The sequence below is a fragment of the Tateyamaria sp. syn59 genome (genome assembly GCF_007995245.1).
Lineage (GTDB): Bacteria > Pseudomonadota > Alphaproteobacteria > Rhodobacterales > Rhodobacteraceae > Tateyamaria.
The window spans coordinates 17,000-37,628 of sequence record NZ_VCBA01000002.1 but is presented as its reverse complement, the minus strand read 5'-3'; the positions used below and the strand labels follow the sequence as shown (position 1 = coordinate 37,628).

Genomic DNA, 20,629 nt, shown 5'->3' with positions numbered 1-20,629 from the left:
GGTAAGAGCCGGATGTCACAGTTTGATGTCAGGTTCGGCGGAAGGTTGCACATTTTCTTTGCTGGTCGGGGAACCATGCTGTCCTTTTCGCCGTTAACCGCACGTTGCGAACAGCAACCGTTCCATGTTGGTGGTGTGCGGCATCCCCCAGTGCGCGCCGCCAACGAAAAAGGGCGCCGAAGCGCCCATTTGCTGAAACCAATCAAGAGGGCCGGTCTTACCGGCCCCAAGACCGAACGACGCCGCAGTCCATATGCACAAAGTTGGACCCGGAATACTTGCCGACCCCACCGCCGCGGCAGGCCTGTGCGGCGCGTGCCATCTGGCTGACGGAACGTGAGGACAGGCGCAAATCGGCAGCTTGACCTTTCAGGTGAAGCGAGTTTTTGGCCACGCCGCGGCTGCGAGAGCGGAGCATGGCATTAGTTTTCGGGCTGCGGTAACCCGAAAGCAGCATGTATGGTTCGTCGGTTTGCATCAGGTTGTGGGCTGCGGCCATGATGTCAACATTGCGAAGATCCATGGACTTTACGTCATCGGTCCGCCAATCACGCATGAAATGGTTCACTTCCTTGACCGCGTCTTTGATGTAATGCCCTTCGATCCAGTAGATCATGTCGATCCGTTCGCCCGTTCGACCGGAATACATACGGAGGCGTCGGATGTCGCCCGCACCTCGCAAAAATCCTGCTGCATTTGAGAAAGTTGGTGCCGCCGTTACTGCCGTTGCCGCGAATGCGCCAAGTAAGGCTCGGCGGGTCATGCCCGTAGAGGTATCATTCATATCACTGCGCCGTCCCGTACGCCTGCCTGTCCGTGATGTTACACGGATTTTGCCATCTCATCCCCAGATGCAACATTTTTATTGCATAGCTCGATTCGTTTACCAAGCTCTGAATCTGCGTGAAAAAACCTCGCAAGAGATTTAGGCAGATTTTTGCGCAAATTCGGACTTGTGTGGCGCAAGGGCCGCGACGCGATGCAGACGCGCATCACGCATGTGCTTCTTGCCGGTGTGTCGTCAATGTGAATAGACAGGCGCAGTGCGCGCTTGGGATACTCGTACCCGGTGCGAAGTTTATAATAATGGGTGCAATATGACGGTGGCATATTTCAGATCTTGGATGGTGGCTTTGGGCCTGGCGCTGACGGCGGTTTTATGGGCCGCGCCGCAGGGGGTGTCGGCGCAAGTGACAGCCTTCAAGCAAGCCGTGGCCGAAGCCGCCGCGAGAGACGCCGATATCGCTGCATTCTATAAAGGCAACGGGTATGAGAGCCTTTGGACCGGTCGGTCGGGCCGTGAGCGTCAGCGTCGTGTCGCGCTGTTTAAGGCGCTGGATCAGGCGGGCAACCACGGTCTGCCTGCAGCGCGCTATGATGCGGCTGGGCTTCAGGCCAAGATGAAGGCGGCCAAGACACAGCGCGACCGCGGGCTCGTCGAGGTCGAAATGAGCCGCACTTTCCTGCAGTTTTCGCGAGACTTGCAGACCGGTGTGCTGGTGCCGTCGCGCGTGGACCGGGCCATCGTACGGCAGATACCGTACCGCGACCGAACCTCATACCTCGTGAATTTCTCCAAATCCTCGCCATCGGGGTTCTTCAAGGCGCTTGCGCCGAAGACCATGGAATACACCGCGCTGATGAAGGAAAAACTGCGCATGGAGCGTCTGCTTGCCAATGGCGGGTGGGGCCAGCAGGTGCCGGTTAGCAGCCTCAAGCCCGGCCAATCGGGCGATGCGGTCGCAATCATGCGCAACCGTTTGATGGTCATGGGATTCCTGAAACGCACGAACACTCAGGTCTACGACGCCGACATTCAGGCCGCTGTCCAACAGTTCCAGTTGGCCCACGGTATGACAGCCGACGGTGTTGCCGGGCAGGCAACAATCACCGAGATGAACAAATCCGTGCAGGATCGCCTGCGCTCGATCATCGTCGCGATGGAGCGGGAGCGTTGGGTCAATCAGGAACGCGGCAAGCGGCATATCCTCGTGAACATTCCAGACTTCACCGCCAAGGTTGTCGACAATGGCAAGGTCACGTTCGAGACGCGGTCGGTCGTGGGGGCCAACAAGGATGACCGCCCAACACCTGAATTTTCGGACGTGATGGAGTTCATGGTGATCAACCCGAGCTGGTATGTCCCACGCTCGATCGTGACCAAGGAATATCTGCCCGCGCTCAAGCGCAACCGCAATGCCGTCCGTCACATTGAGATCACCGACAGCCGTGGGCGCAAGGTGAACCGCGCGGCGGTGAATTTCAATCAGTACACGGCACGGACGTTCCCCTTCGCCATGCGCCAGCCGCCCAGCAAGGGCAATGCACTGGGTCTGGTCAAGTTCATGTTCCCCAACGTGCACAATATCTATCTGCATGACACGCCCGCCAAGAACCTGTTTGGTCGGGAAGTGCGCGCCTATAGCCACGGGTGCGTTCGTCTGGCCGATCCGTTCGACTTTGCCTATGCGCTGCTGGCCAAGCAGGAGGCCAACCCGCAGGAGTATTTCCAGTCGGTTCTGGCCACAGGGCGCGAGACCCGCGTGGATCTCAAGGCGCCCGTGCCTGTGCACATCATCTACCGTACGGCCTTTACCACGCCCAAGGGGCACACCCAGTACCGCCGCGACATCTATGGCCGCGATGCCAAGGTTTGGAATGCGCTGGCCAATGCGGGGGTGGCACTGCGCGCTGTTCAGGGGTAAATCCCGGCCCTGAGCGATATGCCAAAGGGGCCTGCCATGCGTTACACTGTTGCCGAGCTTGCCCGTGCGCTAGAGGCTGAGGCTGTTGGTGACACCGCAACGGTGGTGACCGGGCTGGCAGAGCCTGCACACGCCGGTGCCGATGATCTGGCGCTGGCAAGCAACCCGAAATACGCGGACAGCCTTGCGGTCGGTGCGGCGCGGGCAGCACTGCTGTGGGACAGCGCTGATTGGCAAGCCCTCGGTCTGCGTGCCGCCATCCTGCCCAAACGCCCCCGATTTGCGATGTCGCGCCTGACCGCGATGGCGGATCCGGGGCACGGGTTCGGACAGGGCATTCACCCCAGCGCGTCGATTGATCCGACCGCCAAGCTGGGCGCAGACGTGACTGTTGGTGCCGGCGCTGTCATTGGGCCGGAGGCCGAGATCGGCGCAGGGTCGATCATCGGGCCGCTGTGTTTCGTGGGCTGGCGCGCCGTGCTCGGTCCGAACGCCTTTTTGCGGGAACATGTCAGCATCGGTGCGCGCGTGCGCGTTGGCGCCAACTTTATCTGCAACCCGGGCGCCCGCCTTGGCGGAGACGGGTTTTCCTTTGTCACGCCGGAAAAAAGCGCTGTCGAGAATGTGCGTGAAACGCTGGGCGAGCAGGGCGAGGCAGGTGGACAACCTTGGGCGCGGATCGCCAGCCTTGGCGCCGTGGTGATTGGCGACGATGTCGAGATCGGCAGTAATTCCGTGATCGACAACGGCACGATCCGCCCCACGCAGGTCGGGCATCGCACCAAAATCGACAACATGGTTCATATTGGCCACAACTGCGTCATCGGCGAGGACAACCTGATCTGCGGACAGGTCGGCTTGGCAGGCTCGGTCACGGTTGGCAATTTCGTCGTCATGGCGGGGCAGGTCGGCGTGTCGGACAACCTGACCATCGGCAACAACGTCGTCCTGGCTGCGGCCTGCAAGGTCATGAGTTCGGTCAAGGATGGCAAGGTGATGCTGGGCTATCCCGCCAATGAGATGAAAACAAATCTCGACATGTACAAGAACACCAAGCGCCTGCCGCGCATCCTGCGCGACGTCGCGGAGTTGAAGAAAGCTGTTTTCAAGTCGGATGGCAGTGACTAAATCAACGCCAAGTCAGGCAAGGGGGCAGGTGTCGTGAGCATCAAGGACAAGGTCATTGAGATTGTCGCAGAGCAGGCGGTGTTGGAACCGTCGGATGTCGGCCTGACCAACACGCTTGAAGATCTTGGCATCGACAGTCTGGGCCTCGTCGAAAGCATCTTTGCCATCGAGGAAGAGTTCGACATTCAGGTCCCCTTCAACGCGAACGCCCCGACCGAAAGTGACTTTGACATTTCGAATGTGCAAACGATCATTGCGGGCATTGAGCGGCTGATCGCAGAACAGAAAACCTGATGCACCGCGTTGTCATTACCGGAGCGGGCACCGTCAATGCCCTCGGTCACGATGTGCCCGAAACGCTGGAGGCCATGCGCGAGGGCCGCTGCGGTATTGGCCCGCTGGAATTTCAGGACGTCGACCGGCTGGCCATCAAGATCGGCGGCCAGGTCCGCGGCTTTGAGGCCGAAGGGCGATACAACCGTCAGCAGATGAGCCTTTATGACCGGTTCACGCAGTTCACACTCGCTGCCGCCAAGGAAGCGATTGAACAGGCAGGGCTGACCTTTGCCGGGGAAGAGGCCGCGAAATCGGGCGTAATTCTGGGCACCGCAGCGGGCGGTGTCAGCACGTGGGATCAAAACTACCGCCTGGTATACGAGGAAGGGAAGAACCGGGTTCACCCTTTTGTCGTGCCCAAGCTGATGAACAATGCGGCCGCCAGCCACGTCTCGATGGAATGGAACCTCAAAGGGCCGTCCTTTACCGTCGCGACGGCGTGCGCGTCCTCCAACCACGCCATGGCGCAAGCGTTTCAGATGGTGCGGACAGGCATGGCGCCGGTGATGATCACGGGTGGATCGGAATCGATGCTGTGCTTTGGTGGCGTAAAGGCGTGGGAAGGCTTGCGCGTAATGTCCAAGGATGCGTGCCGCCCGTTTTCGGCCAACCGCAACGGTATGGTGCAGGGCGAAGGTGCGGGCATTTTCGTGTTTGAAGAATATGAACATGCCCGGTCACGTGGTGCCGACATCCTGTGTGAGGTGATCGGGTTTGCCATGTCGTCGGATGCTGCCGACATCGTGATGCCATCAAAGAATGGGGCGGCGCGCGCGATGGCCGGTGCCTTGTCCGATGCGCGGGTGAATGCGGATGATGTCGGGTATATAAATGCACATGGCACTGGCACGGCGGCCAATGACAAGACCGAATGCGCGGCTGTGGCGGATGTGTTCGGACCGCATGCGGACAAGTTGATGATTTCGTCCACCAAGTCGATGCATGGGCATTTGATTGGCGGGACCGGCGCGGTGGAGCTGCTGGCGTGCATCATGGCCCTACGGGATGGCGTCGTGGCACCGACCATAGGGTATGAGGAGCCTGACCCGGAATGCGCGCTGGATGTGGTTCCGAACGAGGCGCGGGAGGCGACCGTCGATGTTGCGCTGTCGAATGCATTTGCGTTCGGTGGCATGAACGCGGTGCTTGCGTTGCGCAAGAGCTGACAAAAAAAGCCGCCCGAAGGCGGCTTTTGTCGTTGATCTGGTGACCTATCAGAACTGTGCGACAGATGTCTTTTCAAAAGCTGCGGTGAAGCCGTTGAGTGACATGTTCAGCTCGACCTTCTGATCGGGTGCCAGGGCGGGCACAATCGTCAGCTTGGCGTTGGCGCCACGCCGGAACTGCGCAACCTCTTCCGCCACCAGACCGACGCGTGAGTAGCAACCGATCGGATTGCAGAACGCATAGGGGTAGCGACGGGCCTGACCGCCATCAATCTCGAGGGTCAGTTGCTGCGTCAGCGAGGTTTCCAGCGGAACGATGATCGTTGCACCGGCCATCGCACGGCCACCTTCGGGCAGGCGGAAGATCGAAATCTCAGCCACAGGCGTGCCTTCTGCATCCTGCATTAGCTGATACATCTGGCAGGGCTCTTCCTGACCTTCTTCGCCTTTGATGCAGCGCAGTTCCCAGTCGCCGAGCGTCTCGGCTGTGTAGGTCTGGCCGACCTGGGGGGCCGAGGCGTCTTCGCCAAGGCTCAATTGGTCTTCGATGGATGTCCCGGCGCCTGGGGCATCGGTTGCGTCTTCGGTTGTCGTGTCCGTGTCTTGCGCCATGACGCTAATTGGCATCAGTAGGGCGACGGAAAGGGCAATCAGGGACGTGCGCATATCGGTTCCGCTCTTGTTTCGTTTCGCAAACTGCTAGCACGGACTGCAACCAGTGTCAGGGCCAAAGCGCAAAGTTTTCGTGACCGGCGGCAGACAGCAAAAAAGGGGACCCCAAAGCCCCCTTTTTCACACGTCTTTTTTCTCTCCCCGTCGGACTGGCCGACTTATTGCGCGAAGGTTACGCAAGGCCCGCGCGGCGGTCAACCGGGAATATGTGAAAAAGAAAACATCGTGAAATCAGCGACTAAACCGTTCCGCTGCTCTGGACAAAAAAAGGCCGCGCACGAAGCGCGGCCCAGTCTGACAGGGAGGAAGTGTTCCATGCCAGGAGGACTCTCGGCAGGAACAAAAACACTATGGCACCCAATGGTTAACTTTGTATGGTCGCGCCGAAGGCCCCAATGGACAAAAGGTTAACGGCATGGAAGATCACATTTTTATCGGTGGGGGCGGGGTCGACTATGCCGAAAAACAGGGACTGACGCTGAAGTACGCCAACCGACACGGTTTGGTGGCAGGTGCGACCGGGACGGGCAAGACCGTGACGCTGCAAATCCTGGCGGAAGGGTTTTCGAATGCGGGCGTTCCGGTGTTCCTGTCGGACGTGAAGGGGGATCTGTCGGGGTTGGCCAAGTCGGGCACCGCGGATCATAAGCTGCACGGCCCATTTACGGAACGCGCCGAAAAGATTGGCTTTTCCGACTACGCCTATCACGCCTGCCCGGTGACCTTCTGGGACATGTTCGGTCAGCAGGGCCATCCAGTGCGCACCACCGTGTCCGAGATGGGGCCGCTGTTGCTGGCCCAACTGTTGGAGTTGACCGAAGCGCAAGAGGGCATCCTGAACATCGCCTTTCGCCTCGCGGACGAGGAAGGCATGCCGCTTCTGGACCTCAAGGATCTGCAGGCTCTGTTGGTTTGGGTGGGCGAGAATGCCAAGACACTTTCGCTGCGCTACGGCAACGTGTCGGCACAGTCCATCGGGGCCATCCAGCGGCGCTTGCTGGTTCTGGAAAACCAGGGGGCGAGCCAGCTTTTTGGCGAACCCGCACTGGAATTGTCTGACTTGATGCGCACGGATACGACTGGAAAGGGCATGGTCAACGTCCTTGCCGCCGACAAGCTGATGGGCTCGCCCAAACTCTATGCCACATTCCTCTTGTGGTTGCTGAGTGAGCTTTTCGAGGAATTGCCCGAAGTGGGCGATCCGGACAAACCCAAGCTGGTCTTTTTCTTTGACGAAGCGCACCTGCTGTTCGAGGACGCACCCAAGGCACTCGTCGACAAGGTCGAACAAGTGGCCCGATTGATCCGCTCTAAAGGTGTTGGTGTGTACTTTATCACGCAGAATCCGGCGGACGTGCCCGAGGATATCCTGGGGCAGCTGGGCAATCGGTTCCAACATGCCCTGCGTGCCTTTACTGCTAAGGACCGCAAGGAGTTGCGGATGGCGGCGGAGACCTATCGCGAGAACCCGCGTTTCAAGACGGAAGAGGCCATCCGCGAGGTCGGTGTGGGCGAGGCGGTGACGTCGATGCTGCAGAAAAAGGGTGTGCCGGGGATCGTCGAGCGGACGCTGATCCGCCCGCCATCGTCGCAATTGGGGCCAATCACGGCGGCAGAGCGCAAGGCGCATTTGGCCGCCAGCGATATGGCCGGGAAGTACGACGCACCGCTTGATCGCACCTCCGCCTTCGAGATCTTGCAGGCGCGGGCAGAGAAAGCAGCCGCCGAGGCGGCTGCGGCAGAGGAAAAGGCGGAGGAGATGGAACCGGTATTGCGTGAGTTCAATGCCGGGCGACGCTATTCCGGTGCCCGTGTGTCGCGGTCGACGTCCCGGTCCACCCGGCGCGGCGCCAGTTTTGGCGAGGCGATGACCAAGATGGTGGTCAAGGAACTGACTGGTACGACCGGTCGTCGCATGGTGCGTGGTATTCTCGGCGGCCTCTTCAAAGGTCGATGATCCGGCTCTATGTCGAGGGCGAGGGCCGAAGCTTTCAGACCTAATTTGAGGACCGTGCCAATGTCCGACGCCGAACGCCTGCGCCATGTCGTGTTTTTTCGCGCCCGAAATCGCGCCGATGTGGACCGTGTGTATGACGGGCTGTCCATACTGGAGGCGAACCCGCATGCGGATGTGATCTCCGTCCGCCGCAACACGCATTCCGACGCGCTTTCGGATGAGGTTGATGTGGTAGTCTATGCCGAGTTTCGGGACGGCCAGGCGCTGGCGGATTACAAGGCGCATCCGCTCTATCAGCAGTCCATCGACATCGTACGCCCGCTGCGGGACATGCGCGTGGCCGCTGACATCGCGTTCTGATGCAGCCTTATGAACGGGCGTAGGGTGGGCTGTCCACGCGCTGCTTTGGTGTGCGTCGTAAGTACCACTCCAGCACCAGCAGATAGGGCAGGTAAAACGCAAAGAGATTGATCTGGTCGAAGAGGCCAGAGAAATCCGGTTCGGCTGCAATACCGCACAGGGTGTCGCTGAGGCTGCAGGTGGTTCCATACCAAAGCCCGTAGTGCAGACGGTAGAGCCACGAGCCCAAGCCGAGCACGATCAGGCGCAGACCCCAGCGGCGGTGCCTGTCGTAGTCGCGGGCCATGGCAAAGCGCGGCGTTTGGACGGCGGCAACGACCATAAGCAGCCCATATCCGGCAAACGCCACGGACATCAGCGGCCCGCCAATTGTGCCACTGGCAGCGATATAGGCCAGTCCTCCTAACCCGGTCAGCAGCGCCAAAATGGCCATGACCCGTCCGGACATGCGGTGCACACGCGGCCACCGTTTTCGAATAGGTCCGGCAAGCTGAACGACAGCCAGAACGGTGACCAACGCGCCCAGTACCATATGGCTGAACAGGATCATGACGCTTGCCGTAGGTCCTGTGAGCATTTCGATCGCCGACGGGTTCCCTGACAGTCCCGTGGCTCCACGATAGGCCGAGTGCCAGACACAGCCCTGGATCAGGACAAATAGTGTGACCAACCCGACGATTGGTCCCCATCTCAGGCGCGCTGCGCGCTGCATTCTATTTCTCCGGTATCAGCCCTCTAGGACTAAACCGCAGCACGAGAAGCAGTACAACACCCATCGTCAGAAGCCGCATGTGCGCAGCCGAGTCGAGCAGGTGCTCGCGCAGCCAGAACCCGTCGGCCATGCCGGAGGTGACAACTTGCATCAGCCATAGGCCGATCGGTTCGACCATGACCCAAAGCCACCAGATCAGGAAGCCGCCTAAGACCGCGCCGAGGTTGTTGCCGGAGCCGCCCACGATCACCATGACCCAGACAAGGAAGGTGAAGCGCAGGGGCTGGTAGGTGCCGGGTGTGAGTTGCCCGTCGAGGGTGGTCATCATCGCCCCTGCGATGCCGCAGATGGCGGAGCCGAGGACGAAGATTTGCAGGTGGCGGGCTGTGACGTCCTTGCCCATGGCTTCGGCCGCAACCTCGTTGTCGCGGATCGCGCGCATCATGCGGCCCCAGGGCGAGTGCAGGGCGCGTTGGGCGAGCATGAAGAGGATCAGCAGGACGACGGTGAAGAGGCCTGCATAGATCGCCTTGACCCAGAGGGTGGAGGCCGTGACCGGGTCGATGCCGAGGCTGGTGGCGCGTTCGACGAAGGTGTCGCTGTTTTGCAGGTCGATCTCGTAGGGCGCGGGGCGGGGTAGGCCGACGACGTTCTTGACGCCGCGTGCGAGCCAGTCCTCGTTCTTGAGGATGGCGATGATGATCTCCGCGATGCCGAGCGTGGCGATGGCGAGGTAGTCGGAGCGCAGGCCAAGGGCGGTTTTGCCGATGATCCACGCGGCCCCTGCGGCGAGCAGCCCGCCCACGGGCCAAGCGAGCAGCACGGGCAGGCCGAGGCCGCCGAGATAGCCCGCTGTGGCGGGGTTTATGGCCTCTACCGCTTGTACGCCGCTGTCGAACACGGCGCGGTAGATGAAGAAGCCCACGATGAGGATGGCGAGCAGGCCGAGGGTGCGCATGCGCCCTTTGGGCAGGGCGTTGTAGGCGAGGATTGCGCCGACGATTGTCGCTGCACCGAGGACGAGGGCCGTGATGACGCGCAGGCCGCCTGCGGCCCATGCCTCGCCCACCGGGGGCATGGCGACGAGTACAGTAGCGAGGCCGCCGAGCGCAACGAACCCCATGATGCCCACGTTAAAAAGCCCCGCGAAGCCCCATTGCAGGTTCACCCCCAGCGCCATGATCGCCGAGATCAGGCCGAAGTTCAGGATCGTGATGGCGAGGTTCCAGGACGTCATGATCCCGGTGCCGATCAGCAGCGCGGCGATACAGCCGAAGTAGAAGACGTTGCGTGTGGTGTCAGTCATACCGCTTTCCCCGAGAAGAGGCCGGTGGGCTTGAACAGAAGCACGATCAGCAGGATTACGAAGCTGACGGCGAATTTGTAGTCGGTCGACAGAAGCTGGGCGAGGCCGTCAGGAGCGAGGCTGTCGGGCAGGGCGTAACCTGCGACCTTTTTCCAGGCGTAGGTGATCATCACCTCGGAGAATGCGATGGTGAAGCCGCCCGCGATGGCGCCCAGTGGGTTGCCGAGGCCGCCCACGATGGCGGAGGCGAAGATGGGTAGCAGCAGCTGGAAATAGACGAAGGGTTTGAAGGATTTGTCGAGTCCGTAGAGCACGCCTGCCACCGTTGCGAGGGCCGCGACGATCAGCCATGTGACCATGACCACCCGTTCGGGGTTGATGCCGGACAGGAGCGCGAGGTCTTCGTTGTCCGAATAGGCGCGCATGGATTTGCCGGTGCGGGTACGGTTCAGGAAGTAGAAGAGCAGAACCACGACGATGATCGCGGTGATGACCGTGATGCCTTGGGTCGTCTTGATCGCCAATCCTTCGTCGAGGCCGGTCAGCGCCTTGAACTGGCGTACTGAGATGATGAAGCGTTCGCCGTCCGAGAACCGCTGGTCGTCGGGGCCGATGATGAAGCGGACGAGGCCGTTCATGATGAACATGACGCCAAGCGAGACCATGACGAAGATGATCGGTTTCGCCTTTTGGCCCCGGTAGAAGCGGTAGACGCCCCGGTCGGTGGCGAGGACGAGCAGGGCACAAACGCCGATACCGAAGGGCAGGGCGAGCAGGGCGGTCGGCAGGGGGGCGGCGGAGATGCCCAGCCCCTGGAAGGCCCAGGTGATGAGGATCGTCGCCATGGTGCCAAAGGCCATCGTGTCGCCATGGGCGAAGTTGGAGAACCTGAGGATACCGTAGATGAGCGTGACCCCGAGCGCGCCGAGAGCGAGTTGGCTGCCGTAGGCGATGGCGGGGATCAGGACGAAGTTGGAGAGGGTGATGAAGGCGTTGAGGAAGTCCATTCTTAACTACCTTTCAGCGCCGCACATACCGAAGTACCCGCGGACGCTGCCATCGTTGAAGTCTATCTGCCATGCAGTTTCACCGTCTGGACCGACTGTTATCACTTCGCGTGACACAGCTGTGCGAAAAAAGTATTCTTGGCCGCCTGCATTTGTGCGTCGCACGGTGCCGTTATAGGTGCCACTGGCGCCAACAGCGATTTTGGCGCGTGTGCCATTGCTCGCGACATTGACTGGCAGTTGTACCGGGTATTGCCCATCCGGGAGTACTTGCGTCTTGAACAAGCACGAGCGTTGAAAGGTCTTGGCTGACAGCGCCATTGGAGCGCAAATCAAAACAATCGTTAAGATCGAGCGCACCATCCTAACCCCCCAAGAAACTCTTGCGCACTTCAGGATCGGCCAGCAGTTCCTTGCCCGTCCCCGTATACGCATTTCGGCCCTGCACCAGCACATAGCCTTTATCTGCAATCTCAAGCGCTTGGCGGGCGTTCTGTTCGACCATCAGGATCGGGATGCCGGTGCGGGCGACCTCGATGATGCGGTCAAAAAGCTCGTCCATGACGATAGGGCTGACCCCGGCGGTGGGCTCGTCCAGCATCAGCACCTTGGGCTGGGTCATCAGCGCGCGACCCACGGCGACCTGCTGGCGCTGGCCGCCCGACAACTCACCCGCAGGCTGGCGGCGCTTTTCCTTGAGGATCGGGAACAGGTCATAGACCTGCGCCATCGTGTCCGAGAAATCGTCGCGCCGGATGAACGCACCCATCTCAAGGTTTTCTTCGACCATCATGGAGGTGAAGATGTTCGACGTCTGTGGCACAAACCCCATGCCCTTGCCGACACGGTCCTGCGGGCTGAGGGCGGTGATGTCCTCTCCGTCCAGCCGCACAGACCCTTGGCGCACGTCCAGCATACCAAATACAGCCTTCATCGCGGTGGACTTGCCCGCGCCATTGGGGCCAACGATCACTGCAATCTCGCCCGGGTCCACGGCCACGGTGCAGTCGTGCAGGATATCCGGCCCGGCCCCGTACCCGCCCGTCATCGCATCCCCGATCAGAAACGGCTCAGCCATCGAATGCCTCCAACACTACAGCGTTGATCAGATCTTGATGCGCCGTCTCGTGATCTTTGTGAAACAGGGTGAAACCACGTCTTTGGCTTTGAAAAAACAAAATCCGCCCATTTTGATCAAAAACGCTGAACGCGACGACCCTATTTCCGTGCGCATATACAATTTGCTGACCCTGGAGTTCGCCCAATCGCGCACTTTTTTTTTGGAGCACCGTTGGGGCTTCACCGTCAAAGTCGGCCAAATCGGTCAAGGTCCTGTTCACTGAGTCAGCTTCGACGGGTCCGTCAACAGGCGTCAAAGAGGTCACAAAACCTTCGAACGCTGCACGGACAAACCGCGGGCGGAGCGCTTTTGTGTCAGCCTGCGGAAAGGGTGCCCAGGAAGATGGCAAAGCACATAGCTCACCGACGAAAGCGACTTTCGTGCAGCGTTTGCCGCCACTGTCACTGAAACGCCAGAAGCCATCGTCAAAGATCAATACCTTTTGATCTTGAACGGTGTCTTGGAGCATGAGTTCTCTGGCTTGTGTCGTTGCACCAGTGAAAAGCAGGGACAAAGAGAGCAATATCCGCACGCTCAATAAGGAAACGACACGCGTTTGGCGATGGATCATGCGCCCACCTTGTCCTTGTTCTTGAGGCCGGTGCCCAGATACGCCTCGATCACCTGTTCGTTGGCCTTGATCTCGTCCAGCGTGCCCTCGGCCAGCACCTTGCCCTCGGCCATGCAGATGACCGGGTCGCAGATCTTGCCGATGAAATCCATGTCGTGTTCGATCACAACAAAAGTGTAGTTGCGCTCTTTGTTCAGGCGCAGGATGGCGTCGCCGATGGTGTTCAGAAGTGTGCGGTTCACGCCTGCGCCGACCTCGTCCAGAAAGACGATCTTGGCATCGACCATCATGGTGCGGCCAAGTTCCAGCAGCTTTTTCTGGCCACCGGACACCTGGCCCGCCTTGTGGTCGGACAGATGCTCGATGGTCAGGAATTCGAGCACCTCGTCGGCTTTGGCGGCCAGCGCGCGTTCTTCATCGGCGATGCGTTTGCGTCCGAACCACGTGTTCCACAGCGTCTCGCCTGATTGGTCGCCGGGCACCATCATTAGGTTCTCGCGGCATGACATGGAGGAGAATTCATGCGCGATCTGGAAGGTGCGTAGAAGCCCCTTGTGGAAGAGCGTGTGCGGCGGCAGGCCAGTGATGTCTTCGCCATCCATGGTCACGCGACCGGAAGTTGGTTGAAGAACGCCTGCGATCACGTTGAAAAGGGTGGTTTTTCCGGCTCCATTCGGTCCGATGAGGCCGGTAATCGCCCCCGGTTCGATGGACAGCGATGCGCCGTCCACGGCGTGGAAGCCGCCGAATTGCTTGTGGATGTCGTCAACGACGATCATGTACTTCCCCGTGCTGTCTTGGGACAGTCTTGGCAAATTGAATCAGCCCGAGGATTGCGCCACGGGCTGTCTGGTCAAGTCAAATGACGTTTAGCGGTACTTCGCCGTCGTGATTTCGCCGCCTTCGATGACGATCTGGCGGTAGTTGCCCGCAGATTCACCGGCGCCGATGAGTTCGACAGCCGTTGCGCCCACATAGTCGATGTCGCCACCGTCCTTGAGGATCTGCAGTGCTTTGGCCAGCTCACCGGGGAAGATCTGTTCGCCGGGTGCGTTGGCCACGTCCATCACGTGCTCTTTGAAGACATTGCTGTCTTTGGAGCCTGCAGCTTCCATCGCCAGCATGATCAGGGCAGCTGCGTCATAGCTTTCGGGTGTGAAGGGCGAGGTGGCGTCGAAGGCGTCGCCGACCATTTCGGCAAACATGGCAGCGCCTTCGCTGTCGGTGCCGGGGTGCTGACCGGTGGAGCCTTCGATTTCGTCCCCGAAGTTTTCAGCCAGCTTCGCGCCGATCATGCCGTCGGGGAAGTGGAACGTGTCGAATGCGCCCGAGTCGATGGCTGCGCGCACGATGCCCGAGCCACCCTGGTCTACGTAGCCTGCAACCACCAGACGCTCACCGCCCGCAGCCGCAAGCGCGCCGACTTCGGCGGAATAGTCTGCTTTGCCGTCTTCGTGTGCGGCGTTGATCGTCACTGTGCCGCCTGCGGCCTCAAACGCGGCCTGGAAGCTGTCGGCCAGACCCTTGCCGTAGTCGTTGTTGGTGTAGGTGACTGCGACTTCCTTGATCCCTTCTTCCATCAGCACTTCGGTCATCACGACGCCCTGGCGCGCGTCAGAGGGGGCTGTGCGGAAAAACAGGCCGTTGTCTTCGTTGTCGTTGTGCGACAGGCCGGGCGATGTGGCCGAGGGCGAGATCATCACGACGCCGTTGGCAACCGCCACGTTGTTCAGGATCGCGCCGGTCACACCGGAGCAGTCGGCACCCATGATCGCATCGACCTGGTCGGAGGTGATCAGGCGTTCGGCCGCAGCGGTTGCAGCGCCGGCATCGACACATGTCGAATCCGCGCGCACAGACGACACCGACGCGCCATCGAGCAGCAGACCGCTATCTGTTACTTCTTGCATCGCCAGTTCTGCACCATCAGCCATCGAAGGTGTAAGCGATTCAATCGGGCCGGTGAAGCCGAGAATGACGCCGATCTTGACGTCCTCCGCAAAGGCCGTTCCCGCCATCAGAGCCGTTGCAGCCGTAGCCGTAAGCAGTTTTTTCATGTGTTTACTCCCTGTGGATCTGCTGTCCTGCGGCAAAGCCTATGCGCGGCCTTGAAAAAAGAAAAGGCGAATAGATGCGCGTGCCCACGGGAATGTGGGTGGAAGGGATGGTCGCGATGCCTACGTAATCCTCAAGCGATTTAGGAGGACGCCTCATGCACCGTTTTGCCGCTCTTGCCCTTGCTTTGACACCATGTGCTGCCCTCGCTCTCGACACCGAAAGGGGCACCATTACTGTCACTCCGGTGGTCACTGGGCTTGATGCGCCATGGGGTGTTGCAGAGCTTCCCGACGGATCGTTTCTGGTGACCGAGCGGAATGGGCAGCTTGTCCTGGCGCGGGGCGGCGCGACGCAGCAGGTGGCTGGCACGCCGCGAGTCGCAGCACAGGGCCAAGGCGGCCTGCTGGACATCACGCTTGCCAGCGACTTTGCCACCTCTCGCACGTTATTTCTGACCTATTCAAAGCCGCAGGGCGGTGGATCGGGCACCGCTTTGGCGGCGGCAGAGTTAAGCGCGGACGGAACGCAGCTTGAGAACCTGCGCGATCTGTTTGAAAGCGCGCCCGCCGGGCGGACGGGGCGGCATTATGGCAGCCGCGTGGTCGAGGCCCCGGACGGTACGCTGTACGTCACGATCGGAGATCGCGGCGATCGCCCGTCGGCGCAGGACCGCAGTAATCACAACGGCGCCATTGTCCGCGTCACGCGCGATGGCAGGGTGCCTGCCGACAACCCTTTTGTCGGGCAGGACGGCATTCAGCCGCATATCTGGTCCTACGGCCATCGCAACCCGCAGGGCGCAGGGCTGGACGCGCAGGGTGACCTGTGGACGGCAGAACACGGAGCACGCGGCGGCGACGAGGTGAATAGGGTGCAGAGGGCGGCCAATTTCGGCTGGCCTGTCATTTCCTATGGCGTGCATTACTCCGGGCGCAGCATCGGGGAAGGCACCGCGCAGGAGGGGATGGAGCAGCCTGCCTTTTACTGGGACCCGTCCATGGCGCCATCCGGGCTGATGATCTACCAGGGCGACATGTTCCCGGAGTGGCGTGGCGACATGTTCGTGGGTTCTCTGAAATTCAGCTATATCTCGCGGCTGGACATGGATGGCGACACCGTGCGCGAGGTTGAGCAGATCGAAGGTGACGAAACCTTGCGCGTGCGCGACATTGTCGAGGCACCGGACGGCAGTATCCTGTTTATTTCCGTGGGCAATGGAACCGTCTACCGGATGACGCGCTGAACGATCACGGTTAGGGTGCGCTTTGAACAAGGAGGGCACCTATGACCATCACGCGTCTGGATCACGTCAACCTGCGGACAACCCGTCTGGCAGAGATGACCCGATGGTACGAAGAGGTTCTTGGGCTGTCCGCAGGCGCGCGTCCTGACTTCAGTATGGATGGCGCGTGGCTCTATGCTGGAGATTCGGCAGCCGTTCATCTTGTCGCGGTCGAGGACGATGGCGCTGTCGGATCAGACCAACCTTTGAAGCTGGAGCATTTTGCCTTTCGCGCGCGCGGGGATGCTGCGGATTTTCAGGACCGATTGCAAAAGCACTGTATACCCTTTCGCAAGTCGAAGATCGACGCAATGAAGCTGGTCGCGTTCAACATCTGGGATCCCGATGGCAATCACATCCATGTGGATTTCGTTTCTGATTAAGTGTCTTCGTCGTCGTCGCGCGCCATGCGCGTCAGTTCATGCGTCAACTGTTTGGCATATCGGCGCTGCCTGCGCCGCGCCTTGGCCGAAGTTGCGCGCCAACCTTCGCGCTTGTCCGTGACGATTTCGTCCAGATCATCGGCCACTTCGACTCGCCGCGCGTCCTTGGGAGAGGTGCGTTTCGGCATGCTCAGGCCCTGACCCTTAGTTTCCCGCGCCAGGCCAGCGATTGCCTGTTCAGGGCGTGCAGGTCCGCGCGACCTGCCATAATGTCTTCGCACACGTCGACGGCGCGTTGCGCCTGATCCTGTGTGAGGTGCTTGTAGGCCGGGCGTTGTAAGTGGTTGTACCAGACCCCACCGCAGACCGCGTCCAATACGATCCGCTGAAAGCAGTGATCGTTGCGCACCGGCCATCCGCGCCCCGGTTCAGCGGCCAGTCCGGGCAAAACTTCGCGCGTCAGCATGAGGTAGCGGGCCACCGGGTCGGTCACGATGGCGTCCGGCCTGGCAGTGCGGCGACACCCATGTAGATGATCGCCTTGCTGGGAAGTGGGCCGAAGGTGAAATCAAGCTGACGGGTCAAGCCGCGCGGGCCAAGCCCGGTTTGCGGCCCGACATCAAACCCGGCTTGTTTCAAGGCTGTCGTGAGTTCCGCGGGCTTGATGAACATCCCGGGGTCATGTGTGCCCTTGGGCAATAGGCCGATGACATCCTCTGCGATTGTAATCGTGGCGAGCCGCGCCACGGGGTTGCGATTGATCGTATCGAAAAGGAACAGACCGCCGGGACGCAGAACGCGCGCCACTTCGGTCAGCACCTGTGCCAGATCAGAAACATGCTCAAGCACGTCGACGCACACCACCGCATCAAAGCTGGCATCGGGGTAGGGCATGTCGTCGCCCACGCCGGTGTCGTAGCGGATTTCTTTGCCCGATGCCTGCGCATGGACGCGCGCGGCTTCTATGGCTTGCGCGGCTGGGTCGATTCCGGTCACCTGCGCGCCGCGTTCGGCCAGCGCCTCGGCCATGAAGCCGCCCGCGCATCCCAGATCAAGCACGTCCTTGCCCGACCAGTCGATGTGCCGGTCAAACCATTTCAGTCGCCCGGGCACCATGTTTTTCAGCGTGCGCACCCATTTGATGTCATCCGACCACCATTGGGCCGCCACATCGTCATAGATCTGAAGGTTGTTGCGTTCTGTCTGTGTCATCTGTTCGGGTCCAGGGAAGGGGAAGGGGAAGGGCGTATGGCACGCGTGCTTTGTAGGCGGCAAACCTGTCGCCGTAGCGGTCGGCAAAGCGGCGTTCTTTTAGGATCGGCGCCAGCAGGCAATACGCAGTGAGGGTCGCAGCAACGGCTAACTGATCCGGGGTCCAGACCGGGACGGTCCACGTGGTCAGGGCAAATGCGACATAAATGGGCTGGCGGATGTAGCGGAAGAGCCCGCCCGTCGGCATGTCTGGAAACTCAGGCTTCTTGTCCTGCGCCAGCGACATCCAGCCCAACGCACCCGACTGCACCTCGGCGCCCGCGTCATAACTGGCCTTGATCAGCAGCACCCAGCTTGCCGTGTAGGCGGCGCATAGAACGGCAAAGGCCGCGCCCTCAGCCCGCCACCATATCGTGCCGCTTGGCGTCCATAGCACGAACAGCAACAGCAATTGGACAGACGCGACGATGGCATAGGTCGTGGTTGCCAAGGTGCGACCATGCGGCGACGGCGCAAGGCGCGACAGTTTACGCCGGCCGCGCCGCGTCAAAAGCAGTGAATGCACCAGTGGAAACTGCAGCAGCAAAAGCGCGTTGGCGGCATAAGACCAGGGCGCGGGCAGGGTGCCCAGGCTGATGCTCATGCCAAAGAACATCACTGCGATCATTGCAAGTACCGCCGCGGCAAAGAGCGCATGACAGACCGCCCCATAAGCAAACGCCAGCGCGATCCGCGCGCGTCCCGGCGGCGGACGCAAGGTGCCCAAGGCAAGCGTCCAAAGACGCTGAAACGGAGATGGGCCATTGCTTTGCATGAGCGGCCAATTAGCCAGCGCGGCTCAGGTTTCCATTGTCCCCGTCAAAAGGTCGCGGATCGCGCGGAACGAAACCTTTTAGGGTTCACGCCCATGGATCTTTGGAAACAGAGCGCTGATGACTGTCATCAGAAAGGCGGTGCTGATCCCGAAGGTTAGAAACCCCGTGACGGCGGCAAAGGTAGCAAAGATGCGCATTCCGGGTTCAAGAATGATGTCGCCGTAGCCAACCGTCGTATAGGTCGCCATCGCGAAATAGAACGCTTCTGCAAATCCCTCGAACGCGTCAATCATCAGAAAGACGAAGGCCCAGGACCAGACCTGGACCGTGTGCGCGAACAGGATGACAGTCACACCAAAGCTCAGCAGCAGCAAAACACTCAACGCCGTCCGTGCACCGTGAAGGACTGAAGCGACCCTCATAATCACCGGTATCGCAGCCGTGACGATGCCGACATGGACGATGGCACACACCACCAGCAACAGGCTTCCAAATGCGATTTCTGCGGCGGTCGTCATTCCTAAACGTTCCTTTGGGTTCGGTTGGAGGTATCGCACCTGTTTTGTCAGGCAAAGGCAAGTGGCGCCGAATGGGTTGGCAGAAGCAAGTGACCGTGCATTTGTCTTGGCGGTCGGGAAATGGCGGAGATACCGGGAGCCCGGCAAAGCTCGTGGCTTCGAATTTAACTCACGGAGTCAGTTTCTTGCAGGATCACCGGTGATGTTCTGACTGGGACCAGCATACAACACCATGACAAGGGACTAAGAAGAACGACGAGGTCCTACCTTTATCACTTAGTCAAGACGCAGCGGAAGCTGTCCGATTGGCCGCCAACCGCTGCGATCGCACAGTCGGAGACCCAGCAAACTCAAATGTCGCTGCGCCAACGTGTCATTCAGTCGACGCCATGGCTCACACCCTCTGACGAACGTCTCATTTGAAAAACTGCCATTTCATGCATTCTCATACCATGTTGCGACCTTGGTTTTTGTTGATCGGGCTCACCAGCCTTGTAGGGGCTGGCTACCTATGGGTGACCGGTGACGCCTGGAAGCTGGCAACTTTGAAGAGTTCGGCGGACGTGCATTCGATACACGAGGTTCAAAATCAGCCCGACCGCATCGGCTTTTTGCTGAGTAAGGATCCCGCTCTTTTGAAAGCAGTGGCTTGGTCAGAAGCAGGGTCGGTTCTGTATCCCGGCCCAGGCATATATGCGCCCACACGGTTTGATCTTTCAGTGGAGGATTTGGAGGATCTCACACGCCTGACGTCCGGAGATTTTTACGCCAATTGGTCAAACTATGACAGGGACGGGAAACAGCTTCTTTATTGCCAGCCCGCACCTCGGATGTGTTTGATCTATGCCCGCATTGAGCTGCAGAACGCACTTGGCGTCTCTCTGAACGGTGTCAGTCGGGGTGTGATAGGATTGCTGGCAACTGCGGGGGTGCTGAGCTTTTTATTGTTCTTGCGGCGTGGGACGTCCGCCAAACATGACGATCAGCTTATCCTGCTGCCTGAACAGCACAGTGCGCGCCGCGGCACGCTTGAGGTTGCCCTCACGCCACGCGACTTTCGATTGCTGGAATTCCTTCAAACGCGGCAGGGCAAAGTCGTCACCAAGGATGAACTTTACGATGCAGGATGGGGCCGCAATTTCATGCCCAACTCACGGGCGCTGGATCAGCACATGATCAACTTGCGAAAGAAGCTGGACCCCGACAAGTCTCGGTCTCCGGTCATCGAAACCGTGCGCGGTGTTGGGTATCGACTGCTGGAATAGTGTTTTTTTGCAGAATTTTTGCATGTTTTTTGCGGGAAATTCGCACACCGCTTGGG

The 20,629-nt window shown here is 60.1% G+C and carries 23 protein-coding genes; 9 read left to right on the top strand and 14 right to left on the bottom strand.

Annotation, left to right across the window (positions count from 1 at the left end):
* Positions 1 to 217: 217 nt before the first annotated feature.
* Positions 218 to 763 (bottom strand): DUF882 domain-containing protein, encoded by a 546-nt coding sequence (locus FD715_RS03495; RefSeq protein ID WP_189799416.1) that lies wholly within the window; start codon positions 761 to 763, stop codon positions 218 to 220.
* A 334-nt stretch (positions 764 to 1,097) separates the two neighbouring features.
* Here FD715_RS03495 and FD715_RS03490 point away from each other — a divergent pair, with 334 nt between their 5' ends.
* The 4 genes from FD715_RS03490 to FD715_RS03475 are packed head-to-tail and all read left to right on the top strand — an operon-like array spanning position 1,098 to position 5,335.
* Positions 1,098 to 2,705 (top strand): murein L,D-transpeptidase, encoded by a 1,608-nt coding sequence (locus FD715_RS03490; protein WP_147105328.1) that lies wholly within the window; start codon positions 1,098 to 1,100, stop codon positions 2,703 to 2,705.
* Between the two features lie 36 nt (positions 2,706 to 2,741).
* Positions 2,742 to 3,833 carry a UDP-3-O-(3-hydroxymyristoyl)glucosamine N-acyltransferase gene (gene lpxD, locus FD715_RS03485; protein ID WP_147105324.1) on the top strand — a complete coding sequence of 364 codons (1,092 nt, stop codon included), beginning with the start codon at positions 2,742 to 2,744 and terminating at the stop codon, positions 3,831 to 3,833.
* Between the two features lie 33 nt (positions 3,834 to 3,866).
* Positions 3,867 to 4,127 carry an acyl carrier protein gene (locus tag FD715_RS03480; protein ID WP_147105321.1) on the top strand — a complete coding sequence of 87 codons (261 nt, stop codon included), beginning with the start codon at positions 3,867 to 3,869 and terminating at the stop codon, positions 4,125 to 4,127.
* Positions 4,127 to 5,335: a beta-ketoacyl synthase gene (locus tag FD715_RS03475; protein WP_147105319.1), complete on the top strand. Its 1,209-nt coding sequence runs from the start codon at positions 4,127 to 4,129 to the stop codon at positions 5,333 to 5,335. Before FD715_RS03480 ends, FD715_RS03475 begins: the two co-directional genes overlap by 1 nt.
* 48 nt (positions 5,336 to 5,383) lie before the next feature.
* On the opposite strand, the gene FD715_RS03470 is transcribed toward FD715_RS03475, so the two are convergent.
* On the bottom strand, positions 5,384 to 5,962 hold the full coding sequence (locus FD715_RS03470; RefSeq protein ID WP_147105316.1) for an invasion associated locus B family protein: 579 nt from the start codon (positions 5,960 to 5,962) through the stop codon (positions 5,384 to 5,386).
* Between the two features lie 460 nt (positions 5,963 to 6,422).
* Here FD715_RS03470 and FD715_RS03465 point away from each other — a divergent pair, with 460 nt between their 5' ends.
* Positions 6,423 to 7,964 (top strand): helicase HerA-like domain-containing protein, encoded by a 1,542-nt coding sequence (locus FD715_RS03465; protein WP_147105313.1) that lies wholly within the window; start codon positions 6,423 to 6,425, stop codon positions 7,962 to 7,964.
* A 60-nt stretch (positions 7,965 to 8,024) separates the two neighbouring features.
* Positions 8,025 to 8,324, top strand: a complete 300-nt coding sequence (locus tag FD715_RS03460; RefSeq protein WP_147105310.1) for a Dabb family protein — start codon at positions 8,025 to 8,027, stop codon at positions 8,322 to 8,324.
* A gap of 7 nt (positions 8,325 to 8,331) precedes the next feature.
* On the opposite strand, the gene FD715_RS03455 is transcribed toward FD715_RS03460, so the two are convergent.
* The 7 genes from FD715_RS03455 to FD715_RS03425 all read right to left on the bottom strand — a co-directional run bounded on the left by FD715_RS03455 (position 8,332) and on the right by FD715_RS03425 (position 15,097).
* Complete coding sequence (locus tag FD715_RS03455) at positions 8,332 to 9,036, bottom strand: DUF2306 domain-containing protein (RefSeq protein WP_147105307.1); 705 nt, start codon at positions 9,034 to 9,036, stop codon at positions 8,332 to 8,334.
* Between the two features lies 1 nt (position 9,037).
* Positions 9,038 to 10,342 carry a branched-chain amino acid ABC transporter permease gene (locus tag FD715_RS03450; RefSeq protein ID WP_147105304.1) on the bottom strand — a complete coding sequence of 435 codons (1,305 nt, stop codon included), beginning with the start codon at positions 10,340 to 10,342 and terminating at the stop codon, positions 9,038 to 9,040.
* Positions 10,339 to 11,349 (bottom strand): branched-chain amino acid ABC transporter permease, encoded by a 1,011-nt coding sequence (locus tag FD715_RS03445; RefSeq protein WP_147105301.1) that lies wholly within the window; start codon positions 11,347 to 11,349, stop codon positions 10,339 to 10,341. The genes FD715_RS03450 and FD715_RS03445 overlap by 4 nt, the downstream gene beginning before the upstream one ends.
* Positions 11,350 to 11,713: 364 nt before the next feature.
* Entirely contained in the window at positions 11,714 to 12,427 is a 714-nt protein-coding gene (locus tag FD715_RS03440; protein WP_147105299.1) for an ABC transporter ATP-binding protein, read from the bottom strand.
* Positions 12,420 to 13,040, bottom strand: coding sequence for a hypothetical protein (locus FD715_RS03435; protein ID WP_147105296.1), 621 nt, complete (start codon positions 13,038 to 13,040; stop codon positions 12,420 to 12,422). The genes FD715_RS03440 and FD715_RS03435 overlap by 8 nt, the downstream gene beginning before the upstream one ends.
* The gene (locus tag FD715_RS03430; protein ID WP_147105293.1) at positions 13,037 to 13,819 is read right to left on the bottom strand and encodes an ABC transporter ATP-binding protein; all 783 of its coding nucleotides are present in this window, start codon (positions 13,817 to 13,819) and stop codon (positions 13,037 to 13,039) included. The genes FD715_RS03435 and FD715_RS03430 overlap by 4 nt, the downstream gene beginning before the upstream one ends.
* A 90-nt stretch (positions 13,820 to 13,909) precedes the next feature.
* Complete coding sequence (locus FD715_RS03425) at positions 13,910 to 15,097, bottom strand: ABC transporter substrate-binding protein (RefSeq protein ID WP_147105290.1); 1,188 nt, start codon at positions 15,095 to 15,097, stop codon at positions 13,910 to 13,912.
* A gap of 155 nt (positions 15,098 to 15,252) precedes the next feature.
* Here FD715_RS03425 and FD715_RS03420 point away from each other — a divergent pair, with 155 nt between their 5' ends.
* Entirely contained in the window at positions 15,253 to 16,341 is a 1,089-nt protein-coding gene (locus tag FD715_RS03420; protein ID WP_147105288.1) for a PQQ-dependent sugar dehydrogenase, read from the top strand.
* 41 nt (positions 16,342 to 16,382) lie between these two features.
* Positions 16,383 to 16,763, top strand: coding sequence for a VOC family protein (locus tag FD715_RS03415; RefSeq protein WP_147105285.1), 381 nt, complete (start codon positions 16,383 to 16,385; stop codon positions 16,761 to 16,763).
* Here FD715_RS03415 and FD715_RS03410 read toward each other — a convergent pair.
* The 5 genes from FD715_RS03410 to FD715_RS03390 all read right to left on the bottom strand — a co-directional run bounded on the left by FD715_RS03410 (position 16,760) and on the right by FD715_RS03390 (position 19,308).
* Positions 16,760 to 16,951 carry a hypothetical protein gene (locus FD715_RS03410; protein WP_147105283.1) on the bottom strand — a complete coding sequence of 64 codons (192 nt, stop codon included), beginning with the start codon at positions 16,949 to 16,951 and terminating at the stop codon, positions 16,760 to 16,762. The two genes, FD715_RS03415 and FD715_RS03410, sit on opposite strands and share 4 nt — an antisense overlap.
* Positions 16,952 to 16,953: 2 nt before the next feature.
* On the bottom strand, positions 16,954 to 17,229 hold the full coding sequence (locus FD715_RS03405) for a hypothetical protein (RefSeq protein ID WP_147106675.1): 276 nt from the start codon (positions 17,227 to 17,229) through the stop codon (positions 16,954 to 16,956).
* A 23-nt stretch (positions 17,230 to 17,252) separates the two neighbouring features.
* Positions 17,253 to 17,975 (bottom strand): bifunctional 2-polyprenyl-6-hydroxyphenol methylase/3-demethylubiquinol 3-O-methyltransferase UbiG, encoded by a 723-nt coding sequence (gene ubiG, locus FD715_RS03400; protein WP_147105280.1) that lies wholly within the window; start codon positions 17,973 to 17,975, stop codon positions 17,253 to 17,255.
* Positions 17,938 to 18,789, bottom strand: coding sequence for an isoprenylcysteine carboxylmethyltransferase family protein (locus tag FD715_RS03395; RefSeq protein WP_147105277.1), 852 nt, complete (start codon positions 18,787 to 18,789; stop codon positions 17,938 to 17,940). Before FD715_RS03395 ends, ubiG begins: the two co-directional genes overlap by 38 nt.
* A gap of 78 nt (positions 18,790 to 18,867) precedes the next feature.
* Positions 18,868 to 19,308 carry an ion channel gene (locus FD715_RS03390; protein WP_147105274.1) on the bottom strand — a complete coding sequence of 147 codons (441 nt, stop codon included), beginning with the start codon at positions 19,306 to 19,308 and terminating at the stop codon, positions 18,868 to 18,870.
* A gap of 452 nt (positions 19,309 to 19,760) precedes the next feature.
* Here FD715_RS03390 and FD715_RS03385 point away from each other — a divergent pair, with 452 nt between their 5' ends.
* A complete protein-coding gene (locus FD715_RS03385; protein ID WP_189799401.1) occupies positions 19,761 to 20,573 on the top strand; it encodes a winged helix-turn-helix domain-containing protein in 813 nt (270 codons plus the stop codon).
* The last annotated feature ends 56 nt before the right edge of the window (positions 20,574 to 20,629 follow it).